This window comes from Streptomyces sp. NPDC001530 (assembly GCF_042894545.1).
Lineage (GTDB): Bacteria > Actinomycetota > Actinomycetes > Streptomycetales > Streptomycetaceae > Streptomyces.
This window is the reverse complement of the sequence record NZ_JBIAVS010000030.1, coordinates 26,676-47,473: the sequence shown is the minus strand read 5'-3', so window position 1 is coordinate 47,473 and position 20,798 is coordinate 26,676. Positions and strand designations below refer to the sequence as shown.

At 69.0% G+C, this 20,798-nt stretch carries 18 protein-coding genes; 13 read left to right on the top strand and 5 right to left on the bottom strand.

Annotation, left to right across the window (positions count from 1 at the left end; translation table 11 throughout):
• The first annotated feature begins 137 nt into the window (after positions 1-137).
• The 9 genes from ACFY0T_RS43135 to ACFY0T_RS43095 all read left to right on the top strand — a co-directional run bounded on the left by ACFY0T_RS43135 (position 138) and on the right by ACFY0T_RS43095 (position 8,951).
• Positions 138-1,217, top strand: coding sequence for an LLM class flavin-dependent oxidoreductase (locus tag ACFY0T_RS43135; RefSeq protein WP_388883893.1), 1,080 nt, complete (start codon positions 138-140; stop codon positions 1,215-1,217).
• Positions 1,214-2,518 carry an NtaA/DmoA family FMN-dependent monooxygenase gene (locus ACFY0T_RS43130; RefSeq protein ID WP_388883891.1) on the top strand — a complete coding sequence of 435 codons (1,305 nt, stop codon included), beginning with the start codon at positions 1,214-1,216 and terminating at the stop codon, positions 2,516-2,518. The genes ACFY0T_RS43135 and ACFY0T_RS43130 overlap by 4 nt, the downstream gene beginning before the upstream one ends.
• A gap of 4 nt (positions 2,519-2,522) precedes the next feature.
• Positions 2,523-3,305: a DUF1684 domain-containing protein gene (locus tag ACFY0T_RS43125; protein WP_388883889.1), complete on the top strand. Its 783-nt coding sequence runs from the start codon at positions 2,523-2,525 to the stop codon at positions 3,303-3,305.
• A gap of 288 nt (positions 3,306-3,593) precedes the next feature.
• Positions 3,594-4,454, top strand: a complete 861-nt coding sequence (locus ACFY0T_RS43120; RefSeq protein WP_388883887.1) for a S1 family peptidase — start codon at positions 3,594-3,596, stop codon at positions 4,452-4,454.
• Between the two features lie 228 nt (positions 4,455-4,682).
• Positions 4,683-5,585, top strand: coding sequence for a S1 family peptidase (locus tag ACFY0T_RS43115; protein WP_388883885.1), 903 nt, complete (start codon positions 4,683-4,685; stop codon positions 5,583-5,585).
• A 168-nt stretch (positions 5,586-5,753) separates the two neighbouring features.
• Positions 5,754-6,608 carry a slipin family protein gene (locus ACFY0T_RS43110; RefSeq protein ID WP_388883994.1) on the top strand — a complete coding sequence of 285 codons (855 nt, stop codon included), beginning with the start codon at positions 5,754-5,756 and terminating at the stop codon, positions 6,606-6,608.
• Positions 6,609-6,930: 322 nt separating this feature from the next.
• A complete protein-coding gene (locus tag ACFY0T_RS43105) occupies positions 6,931-8,013 on the top strand; it encodes a S1 family peptidase (protein WP_388883883.1) in 1,083 nt (360 codons plus the stop codon).
• 121 nt (positions 8,014-8,134) lie between these two features.
• A complete protein-coding gene (locus tag ACFY0T_RS43100) occupies positions 8,135-8,707 on the top strand; it encodes a hypothetical protein (protein WP_388883881.1) in 573 nt (190 codons plus the stop codon).
• Positions 8,634-8,951 carry a galactose oxidase early set domain-containing protein gene (locus ACFY0T_RS43095; protein WP_388883879.1) on the top strand — a complete coding sequence of 106 codons (318 nt, stop codon included), beginning with the start codon at positions 8,634-8,636 and terminating at the stop codon, positions 8,949-8,951. Before ACFY0T_RS43100 ends, ACFY0T_RS43095 begins: the two co-directional genes overlap by 74 nt.
• A gap of 187 nt (positions 8,952-9,138) precedes the next feature.
• On the opposite strand, the gene ACFY0T_RS43090 is transcribed toward ACFY0T_RS43095, so the two are convergent.
• Together ACFY0T_RS43090 and ACFY0T_RS43085 are read right to left on the bottom strand one after the other, a co-directional pair.
• The gene (locus ACFY0T_RS43090; RefSeq protein ID WP_388883877.1) at positions 9,139-10,671 is read right to left on the bottom strand and encodes a DUF4874 domain-containing protein; all 1,533 of its coding nucleotides are present in this window, start codon (positions 10,669-10,671) and stop codon (positions 9,139-9,141) included.
• 30 nt (positions 10,672-10,701) lie between these two features.
• Positions 10,702-12,414, bottom strand: coding sequence for a beta-galactosidase family protein (locus ACFY0T_RS43085; protein ID WP_388883875.1), 1,713 nt, complete (start codon positions 12,412-12,414; stop codon positions 10,702-10,704).
• Positions 12,415-12,642: 228 nt separating this feature from the next.
• Here ACFY0T_RS43085 and ACFY0T_RS43080 point away from each other — a divergent pair, with 228 nt between their 5' ends.
• Complete coding sequence (locus ACFY0T_RS43080) at positions 12,643-13,488, top strand: AraC family transcriptional regulator (RefSeq protein ID WP_388883992.1); 846 nt, start codon at positions 12,643-12,645, stop codon at positions 13,486-13,488.
• On the opposite strand, the gene ACFY0T_RS43075 is transcribed toward ACFY0T_RS43080, so the two are convergent.
• From ACFY0T_RS43075 to ACFY0T_RS43065, 3 genes are all read right to left on the bottom strand, one after another.
• Positions 13,405-14,229 (bottom strand): carbohydrate ABC transporter permease, encoded by an 825-nt coding sequence (locus tag ACFY0T_RS43075; RefSeq protein WP_388883873.1) that lies wholly within the window; start codon positions 14,227-14,229, stop codon positions 13,405-13,407. The genes ACFY0T_RS43080 and ACFY0T_RS43075 overlap by 84 nt on opposite strands.
• The gene (locus ACFY0T_RS43070; protein WP_388883871.1) at positions 14,226-15,149 is read right to left on the bottom strand and encodes a carbohydrate ABC transporter permease; all 924 of its coding nucleotides are present in this window, start codon (positions 15,147-15,149) and stop codon (positions 14,226-14,228) included. The genes ACFY0T_RS43075 and ACFY0T_RS43070 overlap by 4 nt, the downstream gene beginning before the upstream one ends.
• A gap of 73 nt (positions 15,150-15,222) precedes the next feature.
• Positions 15,223-16,530 carry an ABC transporter substrate-binding protein gene (locus ACFY0T_RS43065; RefSeq protein WP_388883869.1) on the bottom strand — a complete coding sequence of 436 codons (1,308 nt, stop codon included), beginning with the start codon at positions 16,528-16,530 and terminating at the stop codon, positions 15,223-15,225.
• Between the two features lie 928 nt (positions 16,531-17,458).
• On the opposite strand from ACFY0T_RS43065, the gene ACFY0T_RS43060 reads away from it, so the two are divergent.
• The 3 genes from ACFY0T_RS43060 (at position 17,459) to ACFY0T_RS43050 (ending at position 20,709) form a co-directional block, all read left to right on the top strand.
• Positions 17,459-19,867 (top strand): ricin-type beta-trefoil lectin domain protein, encoded by a 2,409-nt coding sequence (locus tag ACFY0T_RS43060; protein ID WP_388883867.1) that lies wholly within the window; start codon positions 17,459-17,461, stop codon positions 19,865-19,867.
• Positions 19,868-20,062: 195 nt separating this feature from the next.
• Entirely contained in the window at positions 20,063-20,209 is a 147-nt protein-coding gene (locus tag ACFY0T_RS43055) for a hypothetical protein (protein WP_388883865.1), read from the top strand.
• Positions 20,206-20,709: an ATP-binding protein gene (locus ACFY0T_RS43050; RefSeq protein ID WP_388883863.1), complete on the top strand. Its 504-nt coding sequence runs from the start codon at positions 20,206-20,208 to the stop codon at positions 20,707-20,709. The genes ACFY0T_RS43055 and ACFY0T_RS43050 overlap by 4 nt, the downstream gene beginning before the upstream one ends.
• Positions 20,710-20,798: the final 89 nt, after the last annotated feature.

Here is a 20,798-nt window from a genome sequence, read left to right as displayed (position 1 = left end):
GCCCCGCCCCACCCACCGGCCGGCAGGCGAACCCGCACGGGCCCCCGCCCCACCCACCGGCCGGCAGGCGAACCCGCACGGGCCCCCGCCCCACCCCCGGCGGCACCCCATCCGCCCCCACCGAAAGGTCTTCCGCAATGACCGCACCGCACGGCCGGGCGCTCCTGCACCTGGCCGCCGCCATCGATCAGCAGGCGGCTTACGACGCCGCCTCGTACGTGGAGCTGACACAGCTCGCGGAGCGCGGCGCGCTCGACTTCGTGACGCTCGGCGACTCCTTCGCGCGGCCCGGGCTCGACGCGCTCGCCGTGCTCTCCCGGGTCGCGCCCGCCACCGGCCGCATCGGTCTCGTGCCGACCGTCACCACCACACACACCGAGCCCTTTCACGTCCAGGCGGCCGTCGCGACCCTCGACTGGGTCAGCCGCGGCCGGGCCGGCTGGCACATCGACGTGTCGACGACCGAGGGCGAGGCCCGCCTGTTCGGCCGGCGCCACGCCGCACCCGCCGACGCGCTGTGGCAGGAGGCCGGGGACGTCGCCGACGTGGCCGCCCGGCTCTGGGACAGCTGGGAGGACGACGCCGAGATACGCGACGAGACGACGGGCCGTTTCATCGACCGGGACAAGCTGCACTACGTCGACTTCGAGGGCGCCACCTTCTCCGTCAAGGGCCCGTCGATCGTGCCGCGGCCCCCGCAGGGCCATCCCGTACGGGTCGTCGACGCGACCGAGGGGCACGCCCGGCGGACCGCGGCCCGCTACGCCGATGTGGCGCTCGTCCGGGTCACGGGCCCGGCCCAGGCACGTGCCGTACGGGCCGAACTGCGGGATGCGGCGGCCCAGTTCGGGCGTGACCCCGACGGTCTGCGGGTCCTCGCCGCTCTCACGGTCGACCTCGGTGACGGCGAGCAAGCGGCCGATCCGGGCCACGGCGGTGGTGGCCCGCGGCAGACCGCGCAGGGCCCGCTGTACCGGGGCGGCCCCGTCGACCTCGCCGAGCTGATCGCCGCCTGGCACAGCGCCGACGCCGTCGACGGCTTCCATCTCACGCCCGTCCAACCGCGCCGTGACCTGGAGCGGCTCGTCAACGGAACGGTCGCGCTGCTCCAGCACCGCGGTCTGTTCCGCACCTTCTATCCGGGCAGCACGCTCAGGGAGCACCTGGGGCTCGCCCGGCCCGTCAACCAGTACGCCGTGGCAGGGGGAGCGTCATGACCGTACGGCCTCGCAAACACATTCACCTGGCGGCCCACTTCCCGGGCGTCAACAACACCACTGTCTGGACCGACACGCGCTCGAAGTCCCAGATCGACTTCGCCTCCTTCGAGCACCTCGCGCGCACCGCCGAACGCGGTCTGTTCGACTTCTTCTTCCTCGCCGAGGGGTTGCGGCTGCGCGAGCACAAGGGACGTATCCACGACCTCGACGTCGTCGGGCGTCCGGAATCCCTCACCGTCCTCAGCGCCCTCGCGGCCGTCACCGAGCGGCTGGGGCTCGCCGCCACGGTCAACGCGACCTTCAACGAGCCGTACGAACTCGCCCGCCGGCTCGCCACGTTGGACCATCTCAGCGGGGGCCGGGCGGCCTGGAACGTGGTGACGTCGCCGGACGCGTTCACCGGGGAGAACTTCCGGCGCGGCGGCTATCTTGAGCGCGCCGATCGCTACACCCGCGCAGCCGAATTCGTCGCCACGGCACGGGAGCTGTGGGACTCCTGGACACCTGATGGCCTTCCTCGCCCCTTCGCGCACCGGGGCCGGCACTTCGACATCGCGGGCGAGTTCACCGTGCCGCGCTCGCCGCAGGGTCACCCGGTGGTCATCCAGGCCGGGGACTCGGGGGAGGGACGGGAGTTCGCCGCGTCCGCCGCCGACGTCATCTTCACGCGGCACGGGACCTTGGAGGCGGGCCGGGAGTTCTACGCCGATGTGAAGGGGCGGCTGGCACGGTACGGGCGGGCGCCCGAGGACCTGAAGATCATGCCCGGGGTCACCTTCGTGCTCGGCGACACGGCCGCCGAGGCGCAGGAGCGGGCCGCCGAGATCAGGCGGCAGCAGATCTCGCCGCAGAACGCGATCCTCACCCTGGAGCAGATCTGGGGCGTCGACCTCTCCTCGTACGACCCCGACGGCCCCCTCCCCGACATCGACCCGGAACCCGAGTCGACCCTGGTGCAGGGCAGGGTGCGCGTCGGTGACCCCCTCGCGGTCGCCGAGAAATGGCGGACCCTGTCGCGCGAGAAGGGCCTGTCCATCCGACAGACCGTCATCGAGGCGAGTGGGCGGCAGTCCTTCATCGGCACCCCCGAGGCGGTCGCCGCCGAGCTGGACGAGTTCGTCCGGACGGACGCCGCCGACGGCTTCATCCTCGTACCGCATCTGACACCCGGCGGACTCGACGAGTTCGTGGACCGGGTGGTGCCCCTGCTCCAGGAGCGCGGCGTGTTCCGCACGGAATACACGGGCACGACGTTGCGCTCACACCTCGGGTTGCCGGAGCCCGTATGGAAGGGTTGATCACATGACGACGGAAGCATCCGAGGACTGGAAGCACTGGCACGAGCACCGCATCGAGACGGTGTCCGCGCCCTACGGACCGCTCGCGCTCACGGGCACGCACTGGATCGAGGACTATCCGGACGGGCGACTTCCGGAAATCCCCGGGTACTGGACCGTCAAGGACGACGCCGTCGCCCTGAAGGCGACGGCCGAGGACGGACTCACCGTCGACGGAGAGCCCTTCACCGGCGAGGAAGTGCTCGACGCCGAACTCGGACCGGCGGCCGGAGCCCGTGTCGGGCGCGGGGAGCGGCGGTTCGTCGTCCTCGTGCGCGAAGGGATCTGGGGCGTACGCGACTACGACCCCGCCGCACCCGCGCGGGAGGCCTTCCAGGGCATCGAGGCGACCCCGTACGATCCACGCTGGTCGGTGCCGGGGCACTTCACGCCGTACGGCGAGGACCGCACCGTACGCGTCGAGAACGCCGACGGAGTCGCCCGCGGCCTCGGGCTCGGCGGCGTCCTCGCCTTCACCCTGGACGGAGAGGACCTCACGCTCCAGGTGTCGGTCGAGAGCGACGGCTCGCTGTGGGCCGTGTTCGCCGACACCACCAGCGGGGACAGCAGTTACCGCTTCCGGTTCCTGCGCCCCGCGGCGCCCGACGCCGAGGGGCGTACGACGGTGGACTTCAACCGGGCGCTGCTGCCTCCGTGCGCCTTCGCGGACCACTTCATCTGCCCGTTCCCGCCACCCGGGAACACGCTGGGCGTCGCGATCGAGGCGGGGGAGCGGAACCTGGCCTGACCGCCGATCGGCGGAACCTGGCCTGACCCCCGATCGGCGGAACCGGGCCCGAACCCCGGTCGGCGGGGCGTGATCCCGTTCTGATCAGACGCGCGCGCCGACGGTGCACCACCGTCGGTGCGCGCGTTGCGTTGGTGTGCCCATCCCGTTTCCGTTGCTGTGCGTCTCTTGTGCGCGACCGGGTCCGGCGTCATCCTCGCAGCGGTGCATGTCAGGAACACGCCATTCTCGGCAGCGTCTCACGGGCCCCCACCCCGTAGGGCCTTCCGCTTCCCACGAGGAGGATCAGTGAGGATCAAGCGCACCCGACTGCTCGCCGTCGCCGCCGGACTCGTCGCCACCACCGTGGTCGCCCTGCCCGGCGCCGGGGCGGCCGCGGCCACGAGCCCCAGTGCCCCCAGTGCCACCCGGCTCGCCCAGGTCGAGGACGCCGTGGAGAGCGCCTCGGTCGGCGGCACCGCCTGGTATGTCGACCAGGCCTCGGGCCGCGTCGTCGTCACCGCGGACAGCACGGTCTCCAAGGCGGAGATCGCGCAGATCAAGAAGGCCGCGGGCGCCGACGCGAGCGCCCTCAGAGTCCAGCGCTCCGCGGGCGTCTTCAGTCCGCTGCTCTCCGCCGGCGACGCCATCTACGGCGGCCAGTACCGCTGCTCGCTCGGCTTCAACGTGGTCAGCGGCAGCACGTACTACTTCCTGACCGCGGGTCACTGCGGCAAGGTGGCCAAGACCTGGTACACCGACCAGGCGCACAACACACTGATCGGCCCGACCATCGGCTACAGCTTCCCCGGCAACGACTACGCGCTCGTGCGCTACGACAACACCGCGCTCAGCCACCCCGGCGGCTACAGCGCGGCCAACGCCTCTGTGGGCGAGTCGGTCAAGCGCACCGGCTCGACCAGCGGCACCCACAGCGGAACCGTCACCGCGCTGAACGTCACGGTCCACTACCAGGGCGGCGGCACGGTGAGCGGCATGATCCAGACCAACGTCTGCGCGGAGCCCGGCGATTCGGGCGGTCCGCTGTACGACGGCACCAAGGCGATCGGCATCACCTCGGGCGGCAGCGGCGACTGCCGGACCGGCGGCACGACGTTCTACCAGCCGGTGACCGAGGCGCTCAGTGCGTACGGGGTGAGCATCTACTAGGCCGGCCCCAGGCCCGCACGGCAAGATCAACCTCCGTGCGGAGTACGTCAGTTGAACGCTGCACGGCCGAAAGGCGCCCTTGCGCCGGTCGGCCGTGCAGCCGAATACTCCCCCACAGCGCTTGTCAAGGGGCACGGCTTGTCCGGAATCCGGACGGGCGCCTTGGCTGCGCCTCACGGGCCCCGACCCCACGCGGGCCCCCGACTTCCCCATGGGAGGAACGAAAAAGTGAGGATCAAGCGCACCACCCCCCGCAGCGGCATAGCGAGACGGACCCGGCTGATCGCCGTGACCACCGGACTCGTGGCCGCGGCCGCCGTCACCATCCCCAACGCGAATGCGAGTGACGCGCAGACGTTCAGCGCATCGCAGCTGAAGAGTGTCAACTCTTCGGTGCTCAAGGCAGATGTGCCGGGTACCGCTTGGGTGACCGACACCAAGACCAACAAGGTCGTCGTCACCGTCGACAGCACCGTCTCCAAGGCGGAGATCGCGGAGATCAAGAAGGCCGCGGGCACCAACGCGGGCGCCCTCCAGATCAAGCACACCCCGGGCAAGTTCAACAAGCTGATCTCAGGCGGCGACGCCATCTATGCGAGTAGCTGGCGCTGCTCGCTCGGCTTCAACGTCCGCAGCGGCTCCACGTACTACTTCCTGACCGCCGGTCACTGCACCGACGGCGCGGGCACTTGGTGGTCCAACTCGAGTCACAGCACGACGCTCGGCACCACGGCGGGCTCCAGCTTCCCGACCAACGACTACGGCCTGGTGCGCTACACCAACACCTCCGTCACGAAGTCGGGCACCGTCGGCAGCGTGGACATCACCAGCGCGGCCACCCCGTCCGTGGGCACCACGGTCTACCGCCGCGGCTCCACCACCGGCATCCACAGCGGCCGGGTCACCGCGCTCAACGCGACCGTCAACTACGGCGGCGGTGACATCGTCTACGGCATGATCCAGACCACGGTCTGCGCCGAGCCCGGCGACTCCGGCGGCCCGCTCTACTCCAACAGCGGCATCGCCTACGGTCTGACCTCGGGCGGCAGTGGCAACTGCTCCTCCGGCGGTACGACCTTCTTCCAGCCGGTCACCGAGGCCCTGAGCGCCTACGGCGTCAGCGTCTACTGACGGGCACGCACCACAGAGACACCCGCACGGCCAGACCTGCAGCCAGCAGCAGGCGAGCCCCCGCACGCAACTGTCGTGCGGGGGCTCGCCCTTGTCCAGGTGACGGAGTTACCGTCGACGTACACGCTGTACACGCCTGATGCGCCACTTCGGACCCTGGGGGCCGTGATGGTCGAGGAGCTGGTGGCGGCGGGAGTCTCCGTCGCGTCCGTGGGGCTGGTCTATGTGATGGCCGGGGCTCGTGTCGTCAAACAGTACGAACGGGGCGTGGTGTTGCGCCTGGGCAGGCTGCGCTCGGAGGTGCGCGGACCCGGGTTCACCATGATCGTGCCCTTCGTCGACCGGCTCCGTAAGGTCAACATGCAGATCGTGACGATGCCGGTGCCCGCGCAGGAGGGGATCACGCGGGACAACGTGACGGTGCGGGTCGACGCGGTCGTCTACTTCAAGGTGGTGGACGCGGCCGACGCGATCATCCAGGTCGAGGACTACCGTTTCGCGGTCTCGCAGATGGCGCAGACCTCGCTGCGGTCCATCATCGGCAAGAGCGACCTGGATGACCTGTTGTCCAACCGCGAGAAGCTCAACCAGGGCCTGGAGCTGATGATCGACAGCCCGGCCATGGGCTGGGGTGTGCAGATCGACCGGGTCGAGATCAAGGACGTGTCGCTGCCGGAGACGATGAAGCGGTCGATGGCCCGGCAGGCCGAGGCCGACCGCGAGCGGCGGGCCCGGGTCATCAACGCGGACGCGGAGCTGCAGGCCTCCAAGAAGCTGGCCGAGGCCGCCGGGGTGATGTCCGACCAGCCCGCCGCGCTGCAACTGCGGCTGCTGCAGACCGTGGTGGCGGTCGCGGCCGAGAAGAACTCCACGCTCGTGCTGCCCTTCCCGGTGGAGCTGCTGCGGTTCCTGGAGCGGGCGGCGCAGGCCCAGCCGGGGCCGGTTCAGGAGCCGCCCGCGGTGCAGCAACCGGTGCAGGAGCAACTGCCCTCCCTGGACGTCTCCTTGGATCAGAACCCCTAGGGGTCGAAAACCAGACAGGACTGGACCTCACGGACTGTATGGCGGTCACGCGCACGCAGTGTTTGCACAGGGAACCGACGTGGTGCGACGACACACAGTCAAAGCGTAGGGGGCGCACGCCTGTTGTAGTACGCGCGTCCTGAAGTCGACCTTGTGTGCCCCCTGTGTACCTCGGGATAGTGGGCCGCGAACAACTGACATGGACGCGACCTGACGCGTTTTGACGCAGCTTTTTGTCGTGCGTCGGGTCCATGTCCGTACGCCTTCCGGTCCCGGAGGTCCCCACAACCTCCCGGACCGACCCCCCACAGGAGGACGTGAGTTGAAGCACCGACGCATACCCAAGAGGCGTGTCGTCATGACGGGTGCGGGCATCGCCGCACTCGTCGTCGCGGGAGTGACCTTCCAGACTGCGAACGCGAGCGAGACCCCGAAGACGCCCGCGCCGCAGACCCTTTCGATCACGGCGGCCGGAAAGCTCGCCTCGACCCTCGGCAAGGACCTGGGCGCCGACGCGGCGGGAACGTACTACGACGCGAAGTCCCAGCACCTCGTCGTCAACGTGCTCGACGAGACCGCGGCCAAGACCGTCGCGGCGGCCGGCGCCAAGGCCAGAATCGTCGAGAACTCCCTCGCCGAGCTGAAGAGCGCCCGTACGACGCTCAAGCAGGACGCGACCATCCCCGGCACGTCCTGGGCGACCGACCCGGCGACCAACAAGGTTGTCGTCACCGCCGACCGTACGGTCAAGGGTGCCGCTCTGGAGAAGCTGACCAAGGTCGTCGACGGTCTCGGCGCCAAGGCCGAACTCCAGCGCACGAAGGGGGAGTTCAAGCCCTTCATCGCGGGCGGCGACGCCATCACCGGCTCCGGCGGGCGCTGCTCGCTCGGCTTCAACGTGGTCAAGGACGGGCAGCCGTACTTCATCACCGCCGGGCACTGCACCGAGGCGATCTCCACCTGGTCGGACTCCAGCGGCAACGAGATCGGCACGAACGAGCAGTCCAGCTTCCCGGACAACGACTTCGGCCTGGTCAAGTACACGGGGAGCGTCGACCACCCGAGCGAGGTCGACCTCTACAACGGCTCCACGCAGAAGATCACCAAGGCGGGCGAAGCGACCGTCGGCGAGAAGGTGACCCGCAGCGGTTCGACGACCCAGGTGCACGACGGCACGGTCACCGGCCTGGACGCCACCGTGAACTACGGCAACGGCGACATCGTCAATGGACTCATCCAGACCGACGTCTGCGCCGAGCCCGGTGACAGCGGCGGCTCGCTGTTCGACGGCGACACGGCGATCGGCCTCACCTCCGGCGGCAGCGGCGACTGCACCTCGGGTGGCGAGACCTTCTTCCAGCCGGTCACCGAGGCGCTCTCGACGTTCGGAGCGCAGATCGGCTGACGGCCCGCACGCACGATGGAGCCCCGTTCCCGCTCTCGCGGGGGCGGGGCTTCCGCGTGCCACGGTGCCGGGCTGAACCGAGGGTGCCCGGTGTTTGCGCAGGTGGGGCGGGTCCGAACGGATGTCGCACAAGGGTCCGAGGGCACTCGACGAAGGCGAACATGTCAGCGGGCCCTCCGCACAGGAGTACCGGCGCAGGATACGGAAGGCCGCGGCCGTCTTCGCGGGCCGAGTCGTAAACCAGGCGGACAACGCCCAACGCCTGCTGGCCAGCAAGCATCCCGACATCCACCACGGACTGGGAATGACCTGCGTGTGGCGATACGAGACCGCGGGCTGTCGAGAGGAACTGATCGTCGAGTCCGGGCTGCGCCGTGACGTGGTCTATCCACAGCACCAGGACCTGGTCGACGAGTTCCGGCTCAGGGCCAAGGCGCAAGAGAGAGTGCCCACAGCCGCCCAGGAGCTCGCCGAGCGATATGCCGCCGTGGTCGAGGAGCTGAAGGAGACGAAGCAACAGCTGGCAGCAGAACAGCAGTTGACTGCATTCCTGCGCCGCACCACGGTAGAACCGTCGATCGAGGTGGAGAACCTTCGCCGTGAGCAGGAGGACGCCACCGATGCCACGGTCGTGCGCATGCCCCGGCCGCGCGGCCCAGGCCGCAGGTTCTCGACCACGGATCCAGGGAGCTGAGTCACGCTCGGCGGCCGGGACAGTCGCCGTCACATCCTTCGCCCTCGTACGCGCCGGTGCAGCGACTTACTCCCCAGACAACGACCAGCGGCGCCTGCCACTGCGGTTCCGGGCTACCGCCGGTACCTCGTACCTGGTCGACATGCCGGCTGACCCGGGCATCGCCCTGCCAGGGACGTACATGCTCTTCGCGCGCGACGCTCAACGGGTGCCAAGCAAGGCCCGGATGCTCACGACCGGCTGAGGCCGAGGACCCGGCCAGGCACGCCCTCGCCTGGCCGGGGTCGCTCGGACAGAGCGCGGCAGGGACAAGGGGGCACAACGGTAGGGATGTTTCCCCCGTCACCCGGCACCACCGGCTCATGACCCGACGCCGACTGCCGCGGGCGACGACGGTCCGGTCACCGGACCGGACGCCGTCTTCTCGTGGATCACAGGGTGATGGTGGCCAGCACGTTCTCGCCCTTCACGAACGCCAGGAACCAGACGCTGGCGTTGGCGCAGCGGACCGCGTAGGCCGCGGCGGAGGTGGTCGGGTGGGGCAGCAGCAGGGCTAGGAAGTAGGTGCCCGGAGTGGCGGGCAGGGGGAGGGTGCCAGTGATGGTCTGGGTCGCCGGGGCAGCTGCGGGCTCACTCGTCTCCGAGCGGGGGCCGGGAAGCCAGGTGCGCCAGTCGGCGCCGGTGTCGACCGTGCTGACCGTCTGGCCGAACCGGTTGAGCAGGGCCAGCCGGGCGACCCTGGGATTCTTGGGTGCGGCGAAGCCCCGGTTGACCAGGTCGACCTGGACGGACAGGCCGGATGGGAGCTTGGCGTAGCGCGCTTGCTGGACCTCGATGCGGTAGCCGAGGTGGTCGCGGATGTAGTCGAAGTAGGTCCGGGGGACGGAGTTGCCGGAGGAGTCGGTGAAGTAGCCGTCGGAGACCGGCAGCTTGGCCGCTGTGGCCTGGGCCTTGGTGAGGGTGGTCGTCCTCCAGGCGGGGATCGTCACGGTCGCGTTGTGGACCTGGGACAGGGTGTCGAAGCGCAGAGTCTGCAGTCGTTTGGCCGCGTTCAGGCCGTCGATCGGCGTGCTCCAGGCGTTCGGGTCGGCGCTCTGCCCCTTGTCCCAGGGCATCTCGCCGTCCATCGTGTGGGTAGGGGTGACCTCCAGGTAGGTGGACCACCATTGGTTGGACGGCACGTAGTACTCACAACATCCGCCGCCAAGGGTGAAGAAGTCGTTGTGGAGGCCGACCCTGGACTTGACGCTGGAGGTGGTGATGCTGTCCCGCAGCCACGGGTAGCGCATCTGCGTGTCCATGCCGGCGGGAAGCGCGTCGACCAGGCTGGTCATGATGGCCGTCGTGGCGTCGGGCCAGTTCTGGTGGTTGTAGTAGTTGGGGCCCCACTCGCCCCAGGCGCCGACGAAGCCGGCCTGCCAGACCGCGATCACGTCGCGGTTGGCGGCGACGATCGGCGCGAGCTGGGTGATGTGCCGCTGGATGTCCTGCACCGTGTAGGGCCGCCGGGACCGGACGTCGTCGTCGTAGCAGAAGCGCAGGACGGCCTGGTAGCCCTTGGAGCGAAGGCCGTCGAAGATCTTCTGGATGTTGGCCAGGGCGCTGGAGGGGATCGTGGTCGTGGCGTAGTCCCACAGGTAGAAGTAGAGCTGGGTGACTCTGGCGCCGGCGCCGTACTTGGCCTCGAGCAGGCCCAGCGCCTTCGCGGAGTCCCCGGCGAAGCCGGACTCGTGCGGCCAGGGGCTGGTCAGGTCCGAGGCGTTGTAGGACATCTCGTAGCGGAAGCCGCGCGAGGGGTTGGCCAGGCCGGTGGTGCCGTTGGTGTCGTCGGGACGGATGCCGCGGTGGGAGACGGTCGTCCAGGTCGTGTCGGCAGCCGCGCGACCGCTCACGCCGAGGACGGCGCCCGCGCCGGTCAGGCCGGCCAGGGCGAGGGCCTGACGCCGGGACAGAGGGTGACGCATGGTTTCCTCCCTTGTATGGGGACGGATGGATCAGTCACCGAGCTCCGGCTGGTCGCGGAGCTCGACGTGCGGGGTGGAGGGGACGCGGTCCAGCTCGAGGACGATCAGCTCATTGCGGCCGGGGCGCAGGAGCGGGCCGGGCAGGTAGAGGGTGCGCTGCGGGCCTTCGGCTCGGTACCGGCCCAGGCAGAAGCCGTTGACCCAGGCGAGTCCCGCGTTCCAGCCGGGAAGGGCGAGGAAGGCGTCGCCCGGTTCGGCCACCTCGAGGACGCCGCGCAGGAAGGCCGGGGCTGTGGCGGTGCCGTCGGCGAAGGACAGCGGTGTCAGGTCGTCCAGCGGGATCGCCTCCGCGGTGACCTGGTGCAGGTATTGGCGTTCGTGCCGGATGCCGCCGAGGATGCCCTTTCCCTCGCCGAGTGTGGGCCCGTAGCCGACCCGGCCGAGCGACTCCACCAGCAGCTCCACCCGGGCCGGGCCGGCGATCTCGACGGGCTGGGACCGCTCGTGGAGCGTGGCGACCCGTTCACCGTCCACCGAGAGATGGGCGCGGTCCCGCAGGCCGTCGATGATCAGAGGGTACGGCTGCCGCGGTCCCGGTATGTCGACCCGGTAGCGTACGAGCCCCTGGCCGAGGCCCAGTTCCTCGAAGGTCGGCGGTGTCGGCCGGGTCACCGCCGGCCGTGCCAGGGCGTCCAGGCAGGCCCACTCGGTCAGCTCCACAGTGACCGGCGCGAGGACGGGCGGGGCGGGCGGAGGCGGGGGAGCGGGCTCGTCCCGGTACCGGGCGAGGACCTCGCGGAACGCCCAGAACTTCGGGGTTGGGGCGCCGTGTTCGCAGATCGGGGCGTCGTAGTCGTAGGAGGTGGCCTGCGGCAGGTACTCGCCGGTCTCCAGATCCCGGTTGGCGCCGGCCCACAGGCCGAAGTTGGTGCCGCCGTGCGCCATGTAGAGGTTGACCGACGCCCCGGCAGCCAGCAGTTCCGCGAGGGTGTCGGCGGCGTCCTGCGCCGACCGGGTGCTCCGCTTCTTGCCCCAGTGGTCGAACCAGCCGATCCACAGCTCCATGCACATCGCCGGGTCGTCCGGCCGGTGCCGGCGCAGCGCCGCCAGCTGCCGCGCGGGCTGTGATCCGAAGGTCCCAGTGGCCGGCAGGCCCGGCAGGCTGCCGCCGGTGAGCATGTGGTCCTCGGGGCCGTCCGCGGTGAACAGCGGAACGTCGATCCCGTGCTCGGTCAGGACGTCGGCGATGAACTGGAGGTAGGCGTGGTCGCTGCCGTAGGAGCCGTACTCGTTCTCCACCTGCACCATGAGGACGTTGCCGCCCCGGGTGACCTGATGCTCGGCCACCAGCGGCAGCAGCACATCGAACCAGCGCTCGACATGCTCCAGAAAGACCGGATCGCTGGTCCGGATCCGGCCAGGCACCCACCAGGGCAGCCCGCCGTTGTCCCACTCGGCGCAAATGTAGGGGCCGGGGCGGACGATCGCGTGGAGCCCGGCCCGCTTCGACTCGGTGAGGAAGAAGTCCAGCTCGTCCAGGCGGGTAAAGGCGCCGGGCCGGGGCTCGTGGTAGTTCCAGGGGACGTAGGTCTCCACGGTGTTCAGCCCCATGGCGCGCAGCATCTCCAGCCGATGCCGCACATGCCCTGGATGGACCCGGAAATAGTGCAGCGCCCCTGACAGGATGCGGAACGGGGCACCGTCCAGCCGGAACGAACCATTCTCGATGTCAAAACTGGGCACAGAGGAAATTCCTTCGTGTCTCTTGGTAACGGTGAAATCAAATGAGGCTGGAGTGTGGTGCCGAAAACGCTTCCCGTCATATCTTTCGGCGACATGGAAATGAAGTCGGGCTCGAATATGGCGGTGGAAAAGCGTCCCGTGGAGCGTGACGACTGGGCGCCCGGCCGGGAACCCTGGGACCACTGGTGGCGCTATCTGACGCCCGGCCCGGTCCACCGCCGGCTGGGCATGGTCTGCCTGGCCGTCGGCGCCCAGCACGGGCGCCTGCCGGCCGTCGGCCCCCGCACCCTCGGGCATCACGTCGCGGTCGTCGTGCTGTCGGGCGCGGGCTGGTTCTCCAGCGGGGGACGGCCCCCGATCGACGTGGAGTCCCCGTGCTTGCTGTGGCTGTTCCCCGGTGTCGAGCACCACTACGGGCCCTACGAACCGGGCTGGTCGGAATGCTTCGTCGACTTCGCCGGCACGGCCGTGGAGGCCTACGCGGAAATGGGCCTGATCGATCCGTCCCGGCCGGTGACACCGCTGTCCAGCGCCGAACCGGCCAGGCTGGTGGTCCGAAAGATCATGGGCGCGATAAGGAACGGGGGACCCCACTCCGACGTCGGGGCAGCGGCGGGCGTCCACGAGCTGCTGGTCACGCTGCTGCACTCCCGGGTCGAGCACGACCCGAGCGGCGACCGGGTGCTGGCAGCCCTGACCCGGGACGCCGTCGAGCCGTGGTCGGTGCCGGAACACGCCCGCCGGCTCGGCCTCGCCCCCGCCGAACTGCGCGAGGCCGTCCGGCGGGGAGCAGGCACCAGCCCGAAGGACTTCATCCTCACGATCCGGTTGAACCTGGCCAAGGAGCTGCTGGCCACCACCGACCTGCCGGTCGCGGCGGTCGCCCGCCGGACCGGGTACGACGACCCCGCCTACTTCACCCGGCTGTTCACCCGTCGGGTGGGGACCGCTCCGAGCGCTTTCCGCGAGCAGAACTTCCACCGTTCCCCCCTAGGCCTTGACGCTCCCGGCGGCGAGGTCGGCCTTCCAGAACCGCTGGAGCGACAGGAACGCCAGGACCACGGGAATCAGTGACAGCAGCGCCCCCATGAGCACGGCGTCGCGCAGGTTGCCGGTACGGATGCTGTTCCACTTCACCAGGCCGAGCGTGACGGGCCACAGCTCCTGGTCGTTGAGCAGCATCATCGGCAGGAAGAAGTTGTTCCAGATCGCGACGAACTGGAACAGGAACAGCGTCACCATCGCCGGGGCCATCAGGCGCAGGCCGACGGCGGCGAACAGGCGCAGCTCGCTCGCACCGTCGACGCGCCCGGCGTCCAGCAGCTCGTCCGGCACCGCCGCCATGGCGTAGGCGCGGGCGAGAAACACCCCGAAGGGGCTCACCATGCACGGCAGCAGGACTCCCCAGTAGGTGTTCAGCAGCCCGATCCTGCTCTCAAGCAGGTAGATCGGAATGGTGAGCAGCGGCAGCGGCAGCAGCACCGCCAGCATGATCCCGCTGAAGATCAGCCGGTCTCCGCGGAAGCGGTACTTGGCCAGCGCGTAACCGGCCATCGCCGCCAGGAGCGTCGCACCGAGCGCGCCGCCGCCCGCGTACACCGCGGTGTTGAGCAGCCAGCGCGGATACAGGCCGGCGTCCTGGGACATCACCCGGTCGATGTTGGCGCCGACGGACAAGTGGGAGAACCACAGTGACCCGTCGTACAGGTCGTCACCGGACTTGGTCGACGACACGATCAGCCACCAGAGCGGAAGCAGCATGTACGTCGCGACGACGAACAGGAAGCCGGTGGTCAGCACACGGGCGCGGGTCATCGCGCACCTCGGGCGGTCATCCACGACGAGAGCCGCAGGAACAGCAGGGACAGCCCGCCGGTCAGCACCGCGAGCACGACCGCGATGGCCGAGCCGAGCGCGTAGTCGTTGCGGTCGAGGGCGACCTGGAGCGACCACATCAGCGGCGTGTAGTCCTTGGGCACGCTCGTCGTAACGTCCGAGAGCACGCTGGGCTCGTTGAACAGCTGGAGCGTGCCGATGACGGAGAAGACGGCGGTGAGGACGAGGCTCGGCCGCACCATGGGGATCTTGATCTGCCAGGCGATGCGCAGCGGTCCGGCGCCGTCGATCGCGGCGGCCTCGTAGATGTCGCGCGGGACCGCCTGGAGCGCGGAGTAGATGACGAGCATGTTGAAGCCGGTCCAGGTCCAGGTGACGATGTTGCCGATGGAGCCGAGGACGACGTCCTCGGCGAGCAGATCGAGGCCGAACGGGGAGATCTGCGGGGTGTACAGGAAGGCCCAGACGATCGCGGCGATCACGCCCGGAACGGCGTATGGAAGGAAGTAGACGAGGCGGAAGAAGGGCTTCCACCGGGCCGCGGCACCGTCGAGGAGGAGCGCGAGCAGTAGAGCCAGCCCCAGCATGATCGGGACTTGGACGAAGCCGAACAGCAGGAGCCGTCTGACGCCGGTGAGGAAGACCCCGTCGTCGAAGACCTTCGCGTAGTTGTCGAACCCGGCGAACACCCGCTCCGGAGTGCCGAAGCCGAGGCCGGACCGGTGCACCGTGTACAGACTTTCTTGAACCGCATAGCCGATCGGGAGCAGGAAGAACACTCCGAACAGCAGGCAGAACGGCGCGAGCAGCGGCAACGCCGCCCGAGAGGGAGAGGGCCGACGGCGGCGCCGCGCCCGGCCCCGGGCTGCGGCGACGCTCGGCAGCTGGGTGGCTGTCAACAGACCACCTTTCTGAACTGAATCCGGGGCGTCCGGTCGGATTCCTGCGGTTGGAGCGCCCCGGATCGGGTGGTCACTGGTTGACGGTCAGGCCCTTGCCCTTCAGGGACTCCACGGCCTTCGTCTGGATCGTCGCGAAGGCCTCGGTGAGCGTGCCTTGCTTCTTCACCGCGTCGCCGACCGCCGCGTTGAAGGCTTCGTTGAGCTCCGGTGTCGCCGGCCCCCAGCCAAAGTCCGGCACGGTCGTCTTGGCCGCCTCGGCGAAGACCTGGAAGACCGGCTGGTCGCCGTAGAACGGGCGGCCGGTCCCGATCGACGGCAGCGCGGCGCCGTTGACGGTCGTGGGGAACAGACCGCCGTTGGTGACGAGACCGTCGAAGGCAGAGGTGTCGGTGGACAGCCAGGTGGAGAACTCCACCGCTTCCTTGGGGTTCTTGCACCCCTTCAGCACGGCGTTGGGCGACCCGCCGACGTTGCCGGTCGCGGTCTGTCCGGCGACCCAGTTCGGCATCGGGGCGACGGCCCACTTGCCGCTCGTGCCCTTGACCGAGTCCTCCAGCACCTTGGTCATCCAGACCGGGCCGACCAAAGATGCGATCTTCCCGTCGCTGAAGTGCTTGAACCAGGCGTCGGACCATGCTGCTTGGACGTCGACGAGCTTCTTGTCGATCAGGTTCTGCCAGTAGGCCGCGACCTTGAGCGTGGGCTCGTCGTCGACAGCCACCTTCCAGGCGTCGCCCTCGGTGCTGAACCACTTCGCCCCGGCCTGCTGCGCCAGGCCGCTGAATCCGTACATGTCGTCGGGGTTGAACGAGGTGAGATAGGTGCCGGGGCTGGCGGCGTGCAGCTTCTCGGCGGCGGCGGTGAACTCCTCCCATGTCTTGGGCACGGAGATCTTGTGCCTGGCGAAGATGTCCTTGCGGTAGAACAGGCCCATCGGACCCGAGTCGACCGGCACGGCGACCTGCTTGCCGCCGAACGTCACGGACTTGAGCGCGGACGGCTGGAACTTGGCGGCGCTGTCCTTGACATAGGGTGTGATGTCCTCGACCGCGCCCTCCACCAGGAAGCTGGGGAGCGTCTCCGCCCCGACCTGCGCGAGGCACGGCGCGTTGCCGGCCTTCACCGCACTGAGCATCTTCTGGTAGCCGCCCTTGGCCCCGGACTCGGTCTGGGTGAACTTCACCGTGATGTCGGGGTGCGCGGCGTTCCACGCGGCGGCGGCCTTGTCGTAACCGGGCGCCCAGCCCCACCACTCGATGGTCACCGGACCCGCCTTCGTCTGCTTGGCCTCGGGCCCGTCCTCGTTGTCTCCGCCGCACCCTGCCAGGCCGGACACCGCCAGAACTGTGGCGATACCGAGCGCGAAGGTTCTGCGCATGGGTGGATCCTTTCCCTGCCTTGCTGGGGGGTTGTATCGATGGCGGCAACCTTCGCCTCGGGGCAGGTAGGGCGTCCATGGACATCTTGCGGCGGGGCTTGCACTTCGAGGCGTTTGTCGGCCCATTCGCTTGGCGCGGGCGTCGGCGCGGTCGTACCGCTCCTGCTCCAGCCCGCCGTACGAAAGGTGGCCGGAAGGGTGTGGTCGATCTCGACGGTGACCTCGTCCCCGGCCCCACGCAGCGCCTGCGCGCACCGGTCGGTTTTGTCCAGGCGGCGGGTGGAGGCGACGTACCAGTAGGCGTCGCCGTGCTCGGGGTGGTCGGGCAGAGAGGAGGACGGGCGGAACCCGACCTGGTGGGACCACTGGCTGATCCGGTCGAGGCCGAGTTTCCACACGATCGGGCGGACGCGGGCGAGCGCCCACGAGCACGTTCCGCGAGCAGCAGTTCTGGACCTGATACAACACAGTGCTCTGTATTCAAAGCGGCCCATAAATGCTGTTGCCCTGCATACGGTCGCTCGTTCTTCTGCTTGGGGGAGACCGATTATCCCCAGGGTTCCGCCGCACCATGGACTGCTATTGGGATGCCTGCATCGCGCCTTGCGAATGTCCATCTACCGCCTCAATTTGTCCATGGTCGAGCCGGTGGGTCACGTTCATGCTTCTGGCAACGAAAGACGTCCAGGCAAACCCTGACCCAACGGTGCCGAGCCGAATCAGAGCCAGTCCTGCGACAGACGGCTGCACCGGCCCAGCCCGACCCCTCACTCATCCCGCTGGCCGTCAGTGGACGACTGCCATCACGGCGCCGCGCCCCCGCCGGCAGCCAGGGCATGGGGGCGGGTCAGCATCCCAACCTGCGCGAAGTCCCTAAGGAGCCAGCGTGGTTCGCAGATCCCGGAGCCATATTGTCCTGCTCGCGGTTATGGCGTTGATACTGAGCGCGACAGCCGCGATGGAGGCGTCTCCGCGCGCATACGCCGCGGCCTCGACGTCGATCACCGTCGACGGCACCGAGCCGGGCCGGGTGTTCGACGGAGCCGGCGCGATCAGCGGAGGTGGAGGGAACACTCGACTGCTGGTCGACTATCCGGAACCGCAGCGCAGCCAGATCCTGGACTACCTGTTCAAGCCCGGCACCGGCGCCTCGCTGCAGACACTCAAGCTTGAGATCGGAGGAGACACCAACTCCACCGACGGCGCCGAACCCAGCCACGAGCACACCAAGGGCGCCGTGGACTGCAACGCCGGCTATGAGTGGTGGCTGGCCGGCGAGGCCAAGGCTCGCAACCCGAACATCAAGCTCGCCGGCCTGTCCTGGGGCGCGCCGGGCTGGATCCCCGACGGGAACTTCTGGTCCAGCGACACGATCGACTACCTGATGGGCTGGATGGACTGCGCCAAGAAGCACAACCTGACCATCGACTACCTCGGCGGCTGGAACGAGCGGGGCTGGAAGGCCTGGTGGTACGTCGACCTCAAGAAGGCGCTGGTCTCGAAGGGCTACGCAACCAAGGTCGTGGCGGCTGACAGCGACTCCTGGGCGGTTGCCGACGACATGAAGGCGGACGCGGCGTTCCGGGACGCGGTGGACGTCATCGGCGTGCATTACCCGTGCGGCTACAAAAACGGCGGGGCCATCGGCAACAACCACCCGTTCACCACCTGCAACAGCACGAGCACCGCGCAGAACATCGGCAAGCCACTGTGGGCCAGCGAGAACGGATCACAGGACACCGAAGCGGGCGCCGCGCCGGTGGCGCGGGCACTCAACCGGGACTACATCGACGGTCGGATGACCGCGTACTACAACTGGCCGCTGGTGGGCTCGCTCTATCCGAACACGTACTTCGCCTTCAATGGGCTGGTGTCAGCCAACCAGCCCTGGTCGGGCCACTATCGCGTCGGCAAGACCGCCTGGGTCATGGCCCACACGACACAGTTCACCCGGATCGGATGGCGGTACCAGGATTCCGCCAGTGGCTATCTGGGCGGTGACCGGTCCAACGGCAGCTATGTGACGCTGCGAGCGCCCGACGGTGACGACTACAGCACGATCATCGAGACGACGGAGGCCACCGCCCCGCAGACGTTGGATGTCCGGGTCACCGGCGGCCTGTCCACTGATGAGGTCCATGTGTGGGCCACGAACGTCAACGCCAACTCGGACAGCGCCGCTGACAACCTGGCGCACACCACCGATGTCACCCCCTCCGACGGCCGATACACCGTGACGCTGCAGCCCGGCCGTGTCTACACGCTGAGCACGACAAACGGGCAGGGCAAGGGCACGGCGGGATCGCCGGCGGCCTCCTCGCTGAGCCTGCCGCAGTCCAATGACTTCGAGACCAAGGGCGACACCTCGTCTCCGAAGTACTTCACGGACATGAACGGCGCCTTCCAGACCGTGTCCTGCGGTGGCGCACGCGGGGGCACATGCCTGCGTCAAATGGCCACGGCCGCCCCGATCCGATGGACCGGGGAGTCGTACTACGCGCCGTACACCTTCATGGGCGACGACGCGTGGAGCAACTACACCGTCAGCGCGGACGCGATGCTGGAACAACCAGGCGCGGTGGAACTCCTTGGCCGCGTGACCATGCAGGGCAGGAACAACAACGGCCTGGAGGCGTACCACCTGCGGTTGAGCGACACGGGTGCCTGGTCGATCCTCAAGAGCGACTCCTCGTGGAAGTTCACCAAACTGGTGAGCGGCACCACAGCGGCCCTTGGCACGAACCGCTGGCACTCCGTCGCCCTGACCTCAACCCTCACCGCCAAGGTCGACGGTACGGTGCTCGGCAGCGTCACCGACTCGACCTACGCTCACGGCCGCGCCGGCCTGGGCACGGTCGACTCCGCCGTCGCGACGACCGGCGGCGGATACAAGACGCAGCAGTTCGACGCCTTCTCCGTCACGCCCGGGACCAATCCGATCCTCGCCCGTGTCGGCCCCGTCCCTTCGGGCATCTCCGGCAAGTGCCTGGACCTCGCCGGTGGCGACACCACTAACGCCACGCCGGTGAAGATCTACACCTGCAACAACACTTTCGCGCAGGTCTGGACTTACAACCCGGCCGACGGCACGGTCAGGATCGGCGGCAACAAGTGTCTGGACGTCCCTGAGCAGGCCACGAAGAACGGCACCAAGGTTTCTATCTGGACCTGCAACGGCGGTGACAACCAGAAGTGGACTCAGCAAGCCGACGGTACGCTGCGCGGCACGCAGTCCGGGCGATGCCTGGACGACCCGGAGAGCAGCACCAGCCCTGTCCAGCTGGTGATCTGGACCTGCAACGGCGACAACAACCAGAAGTGGAAGCTCCCCGGCTAGGAACGTGGCGGAGATCCCTTGTCATCCAGGGGATCTCCGCCCCACCTCGCCACGTCCGACAGGGTCATCCACCCTGCCGATCCTCTGTCTGTGTGGCCATTGCCGGCGCCATCAGATCTGCTCTCCCCCCTTCCGGATCATGATGCAGTCGGCTCGCGCGACACGGCCCATCCCCTCCCGAGGAGGACGCGCGACATGATCAGTCCCCGATCGATGTCCGCGCGGACGTGCACGGTCCTCGGGGCCCGGACCCTGGCCGAGGAACGCGCCCGTCTCGTCGACAACTTCGGTCGGCGGCTGATGGTCGTCCGCGACCACGCGCCGAAGGCGGCACTGCGGTGAACGCCCCCGACTCCGTCACCGACCGGCCCCGCACAGCAGCCCACCCTGCTGACCTGATGGACGCCCTGCACACGACCGTTCGGCCCCTGACGGGCGTACCCAACCCGGTCCGGTACGCCCGTCAGACCGTGCTCGACCAGCTCGCCGAACACATCGACGATCCAGGCCTGCTGGAAGACCTGGCCGTCATGGTCTCCGAGGCGACCACGAACGCGGCCATCCACGCGCCCGGACCCTGCGAGCTGCGGATCATCTCCCACGGTGGGCTCCCGCTGGTCATCGAAATCGCGGACACCGGCGACCAGCTCGACGTCATCGCCGCCCGACTCGCCGCGGGGGCCGTCCCGGACCAGCTTGGGGCCCTGCAGGACGGCGGCCGGGGGCTCGGCATCATCGCGCGGCTCTCCGGGGGCCGTTGCGCAGTCCAACCCACCCGCCTCTACTCAGCCGCCGCCGACGGCAAATCCGTCTGGTTCGCCATCCCCGGTCGCGCCCCCTGAACCCTCGCTCCTTTGAGCTCCGTGATCCCGGGTCGACAAGCGGCGGAACGACGGTGCACCGGCCTCTCCGCGCAAAGAGGGAAGTCCCC

Bases quoted from the DNA above. Each gene is read 5' to 3' on its own strand.
- ACFY0T_RS43135 (WP_388883893.1), top strand. From the start codon at position 138: ATGACCGCACCGCACGGCCGGGCGCTCCTGCACCTGGCCGCCGCCATC.
- ACFY0T_RS43130 (WP_388883891.1), top strand. From the start codon at position 1,214: ATGACCGTACGGCCTCGCAAACACATTCACCTGGCGGCCCACTTCCCG.
- ACFY0T_RS43125 (WP_388883889.1), top strand. From the start codon at position 2,523: ATGACGACGGAAGCATCCGAGGACTGGAAGCACTGGCACGAGCACCGC.
- ACFY0T_RS43110 (WP_388883994.1), top strand. From the start codon at position 5,754: ATGGTCGAGGAGCTGGTGGCGGCGGGAGTCTCCGTCGCGTCCGTGGGG.
- ACFY0T_RS43100 (WP_388883881.1), top strand. From the start codon at position 8,135: ATGTCGCACAAGGGTCCGAGGGCACTCGACGAAGGCGAACATGTCAGC.
- ACFY0T_RS43095 (WP_388883879.1), top strand. From the start codon at position 8,634: ATGCCACGGTCGTGCGCATGCCCCGGCCGCGCGGCCCAGGCCGCAGGT.
- ACFY0T_RS43090 (WP_388883877.1), bottom strand. From the start codon at position 10,671: ATGCGTCACCCTCTGTCCCGGCGTCAGGCCCTCGCCCTGGCCGGCCTG.
- ACFY0T_RS43080 (WP_388883992.1), top strand. From the start codon at position 12,643: ATGGTCTGCCTGGCCGTCGGCGCCCAGCACGGGCGCCTGCCGGCCGTC.
- ACFY0T_RS43075 (WP_388883873.1), bottom strand. From the start codon at position 14,229: ATGACCCGCGCCCGTGTGCTGACCACCGGCTTCCTGTTCGTCGTCGCG.
- ACFY0T_RS43065 (WP_388883869.1), bottom strand. From the start codon at position 16,530: ATGCGCAGAACCTTCGCGCTCGGTATCGCCACAGTTCTGGCGGTGTCC.
- ACFY0T_RS43060 (WP_388883867.1), top strand. From the start codon at position 17,459: ATGGCGTTGATACTGAGCGCGACAGCCGCGATGGAGGCGTCTCCGCGC.
- ACFY0T_RS43055 (WP_388883865.1), top strand. From the start codon at position 20,063: ATGATCAGTCCCCGATCGATGTCCGCGCGGACGTGCACGGTCCTCGGG.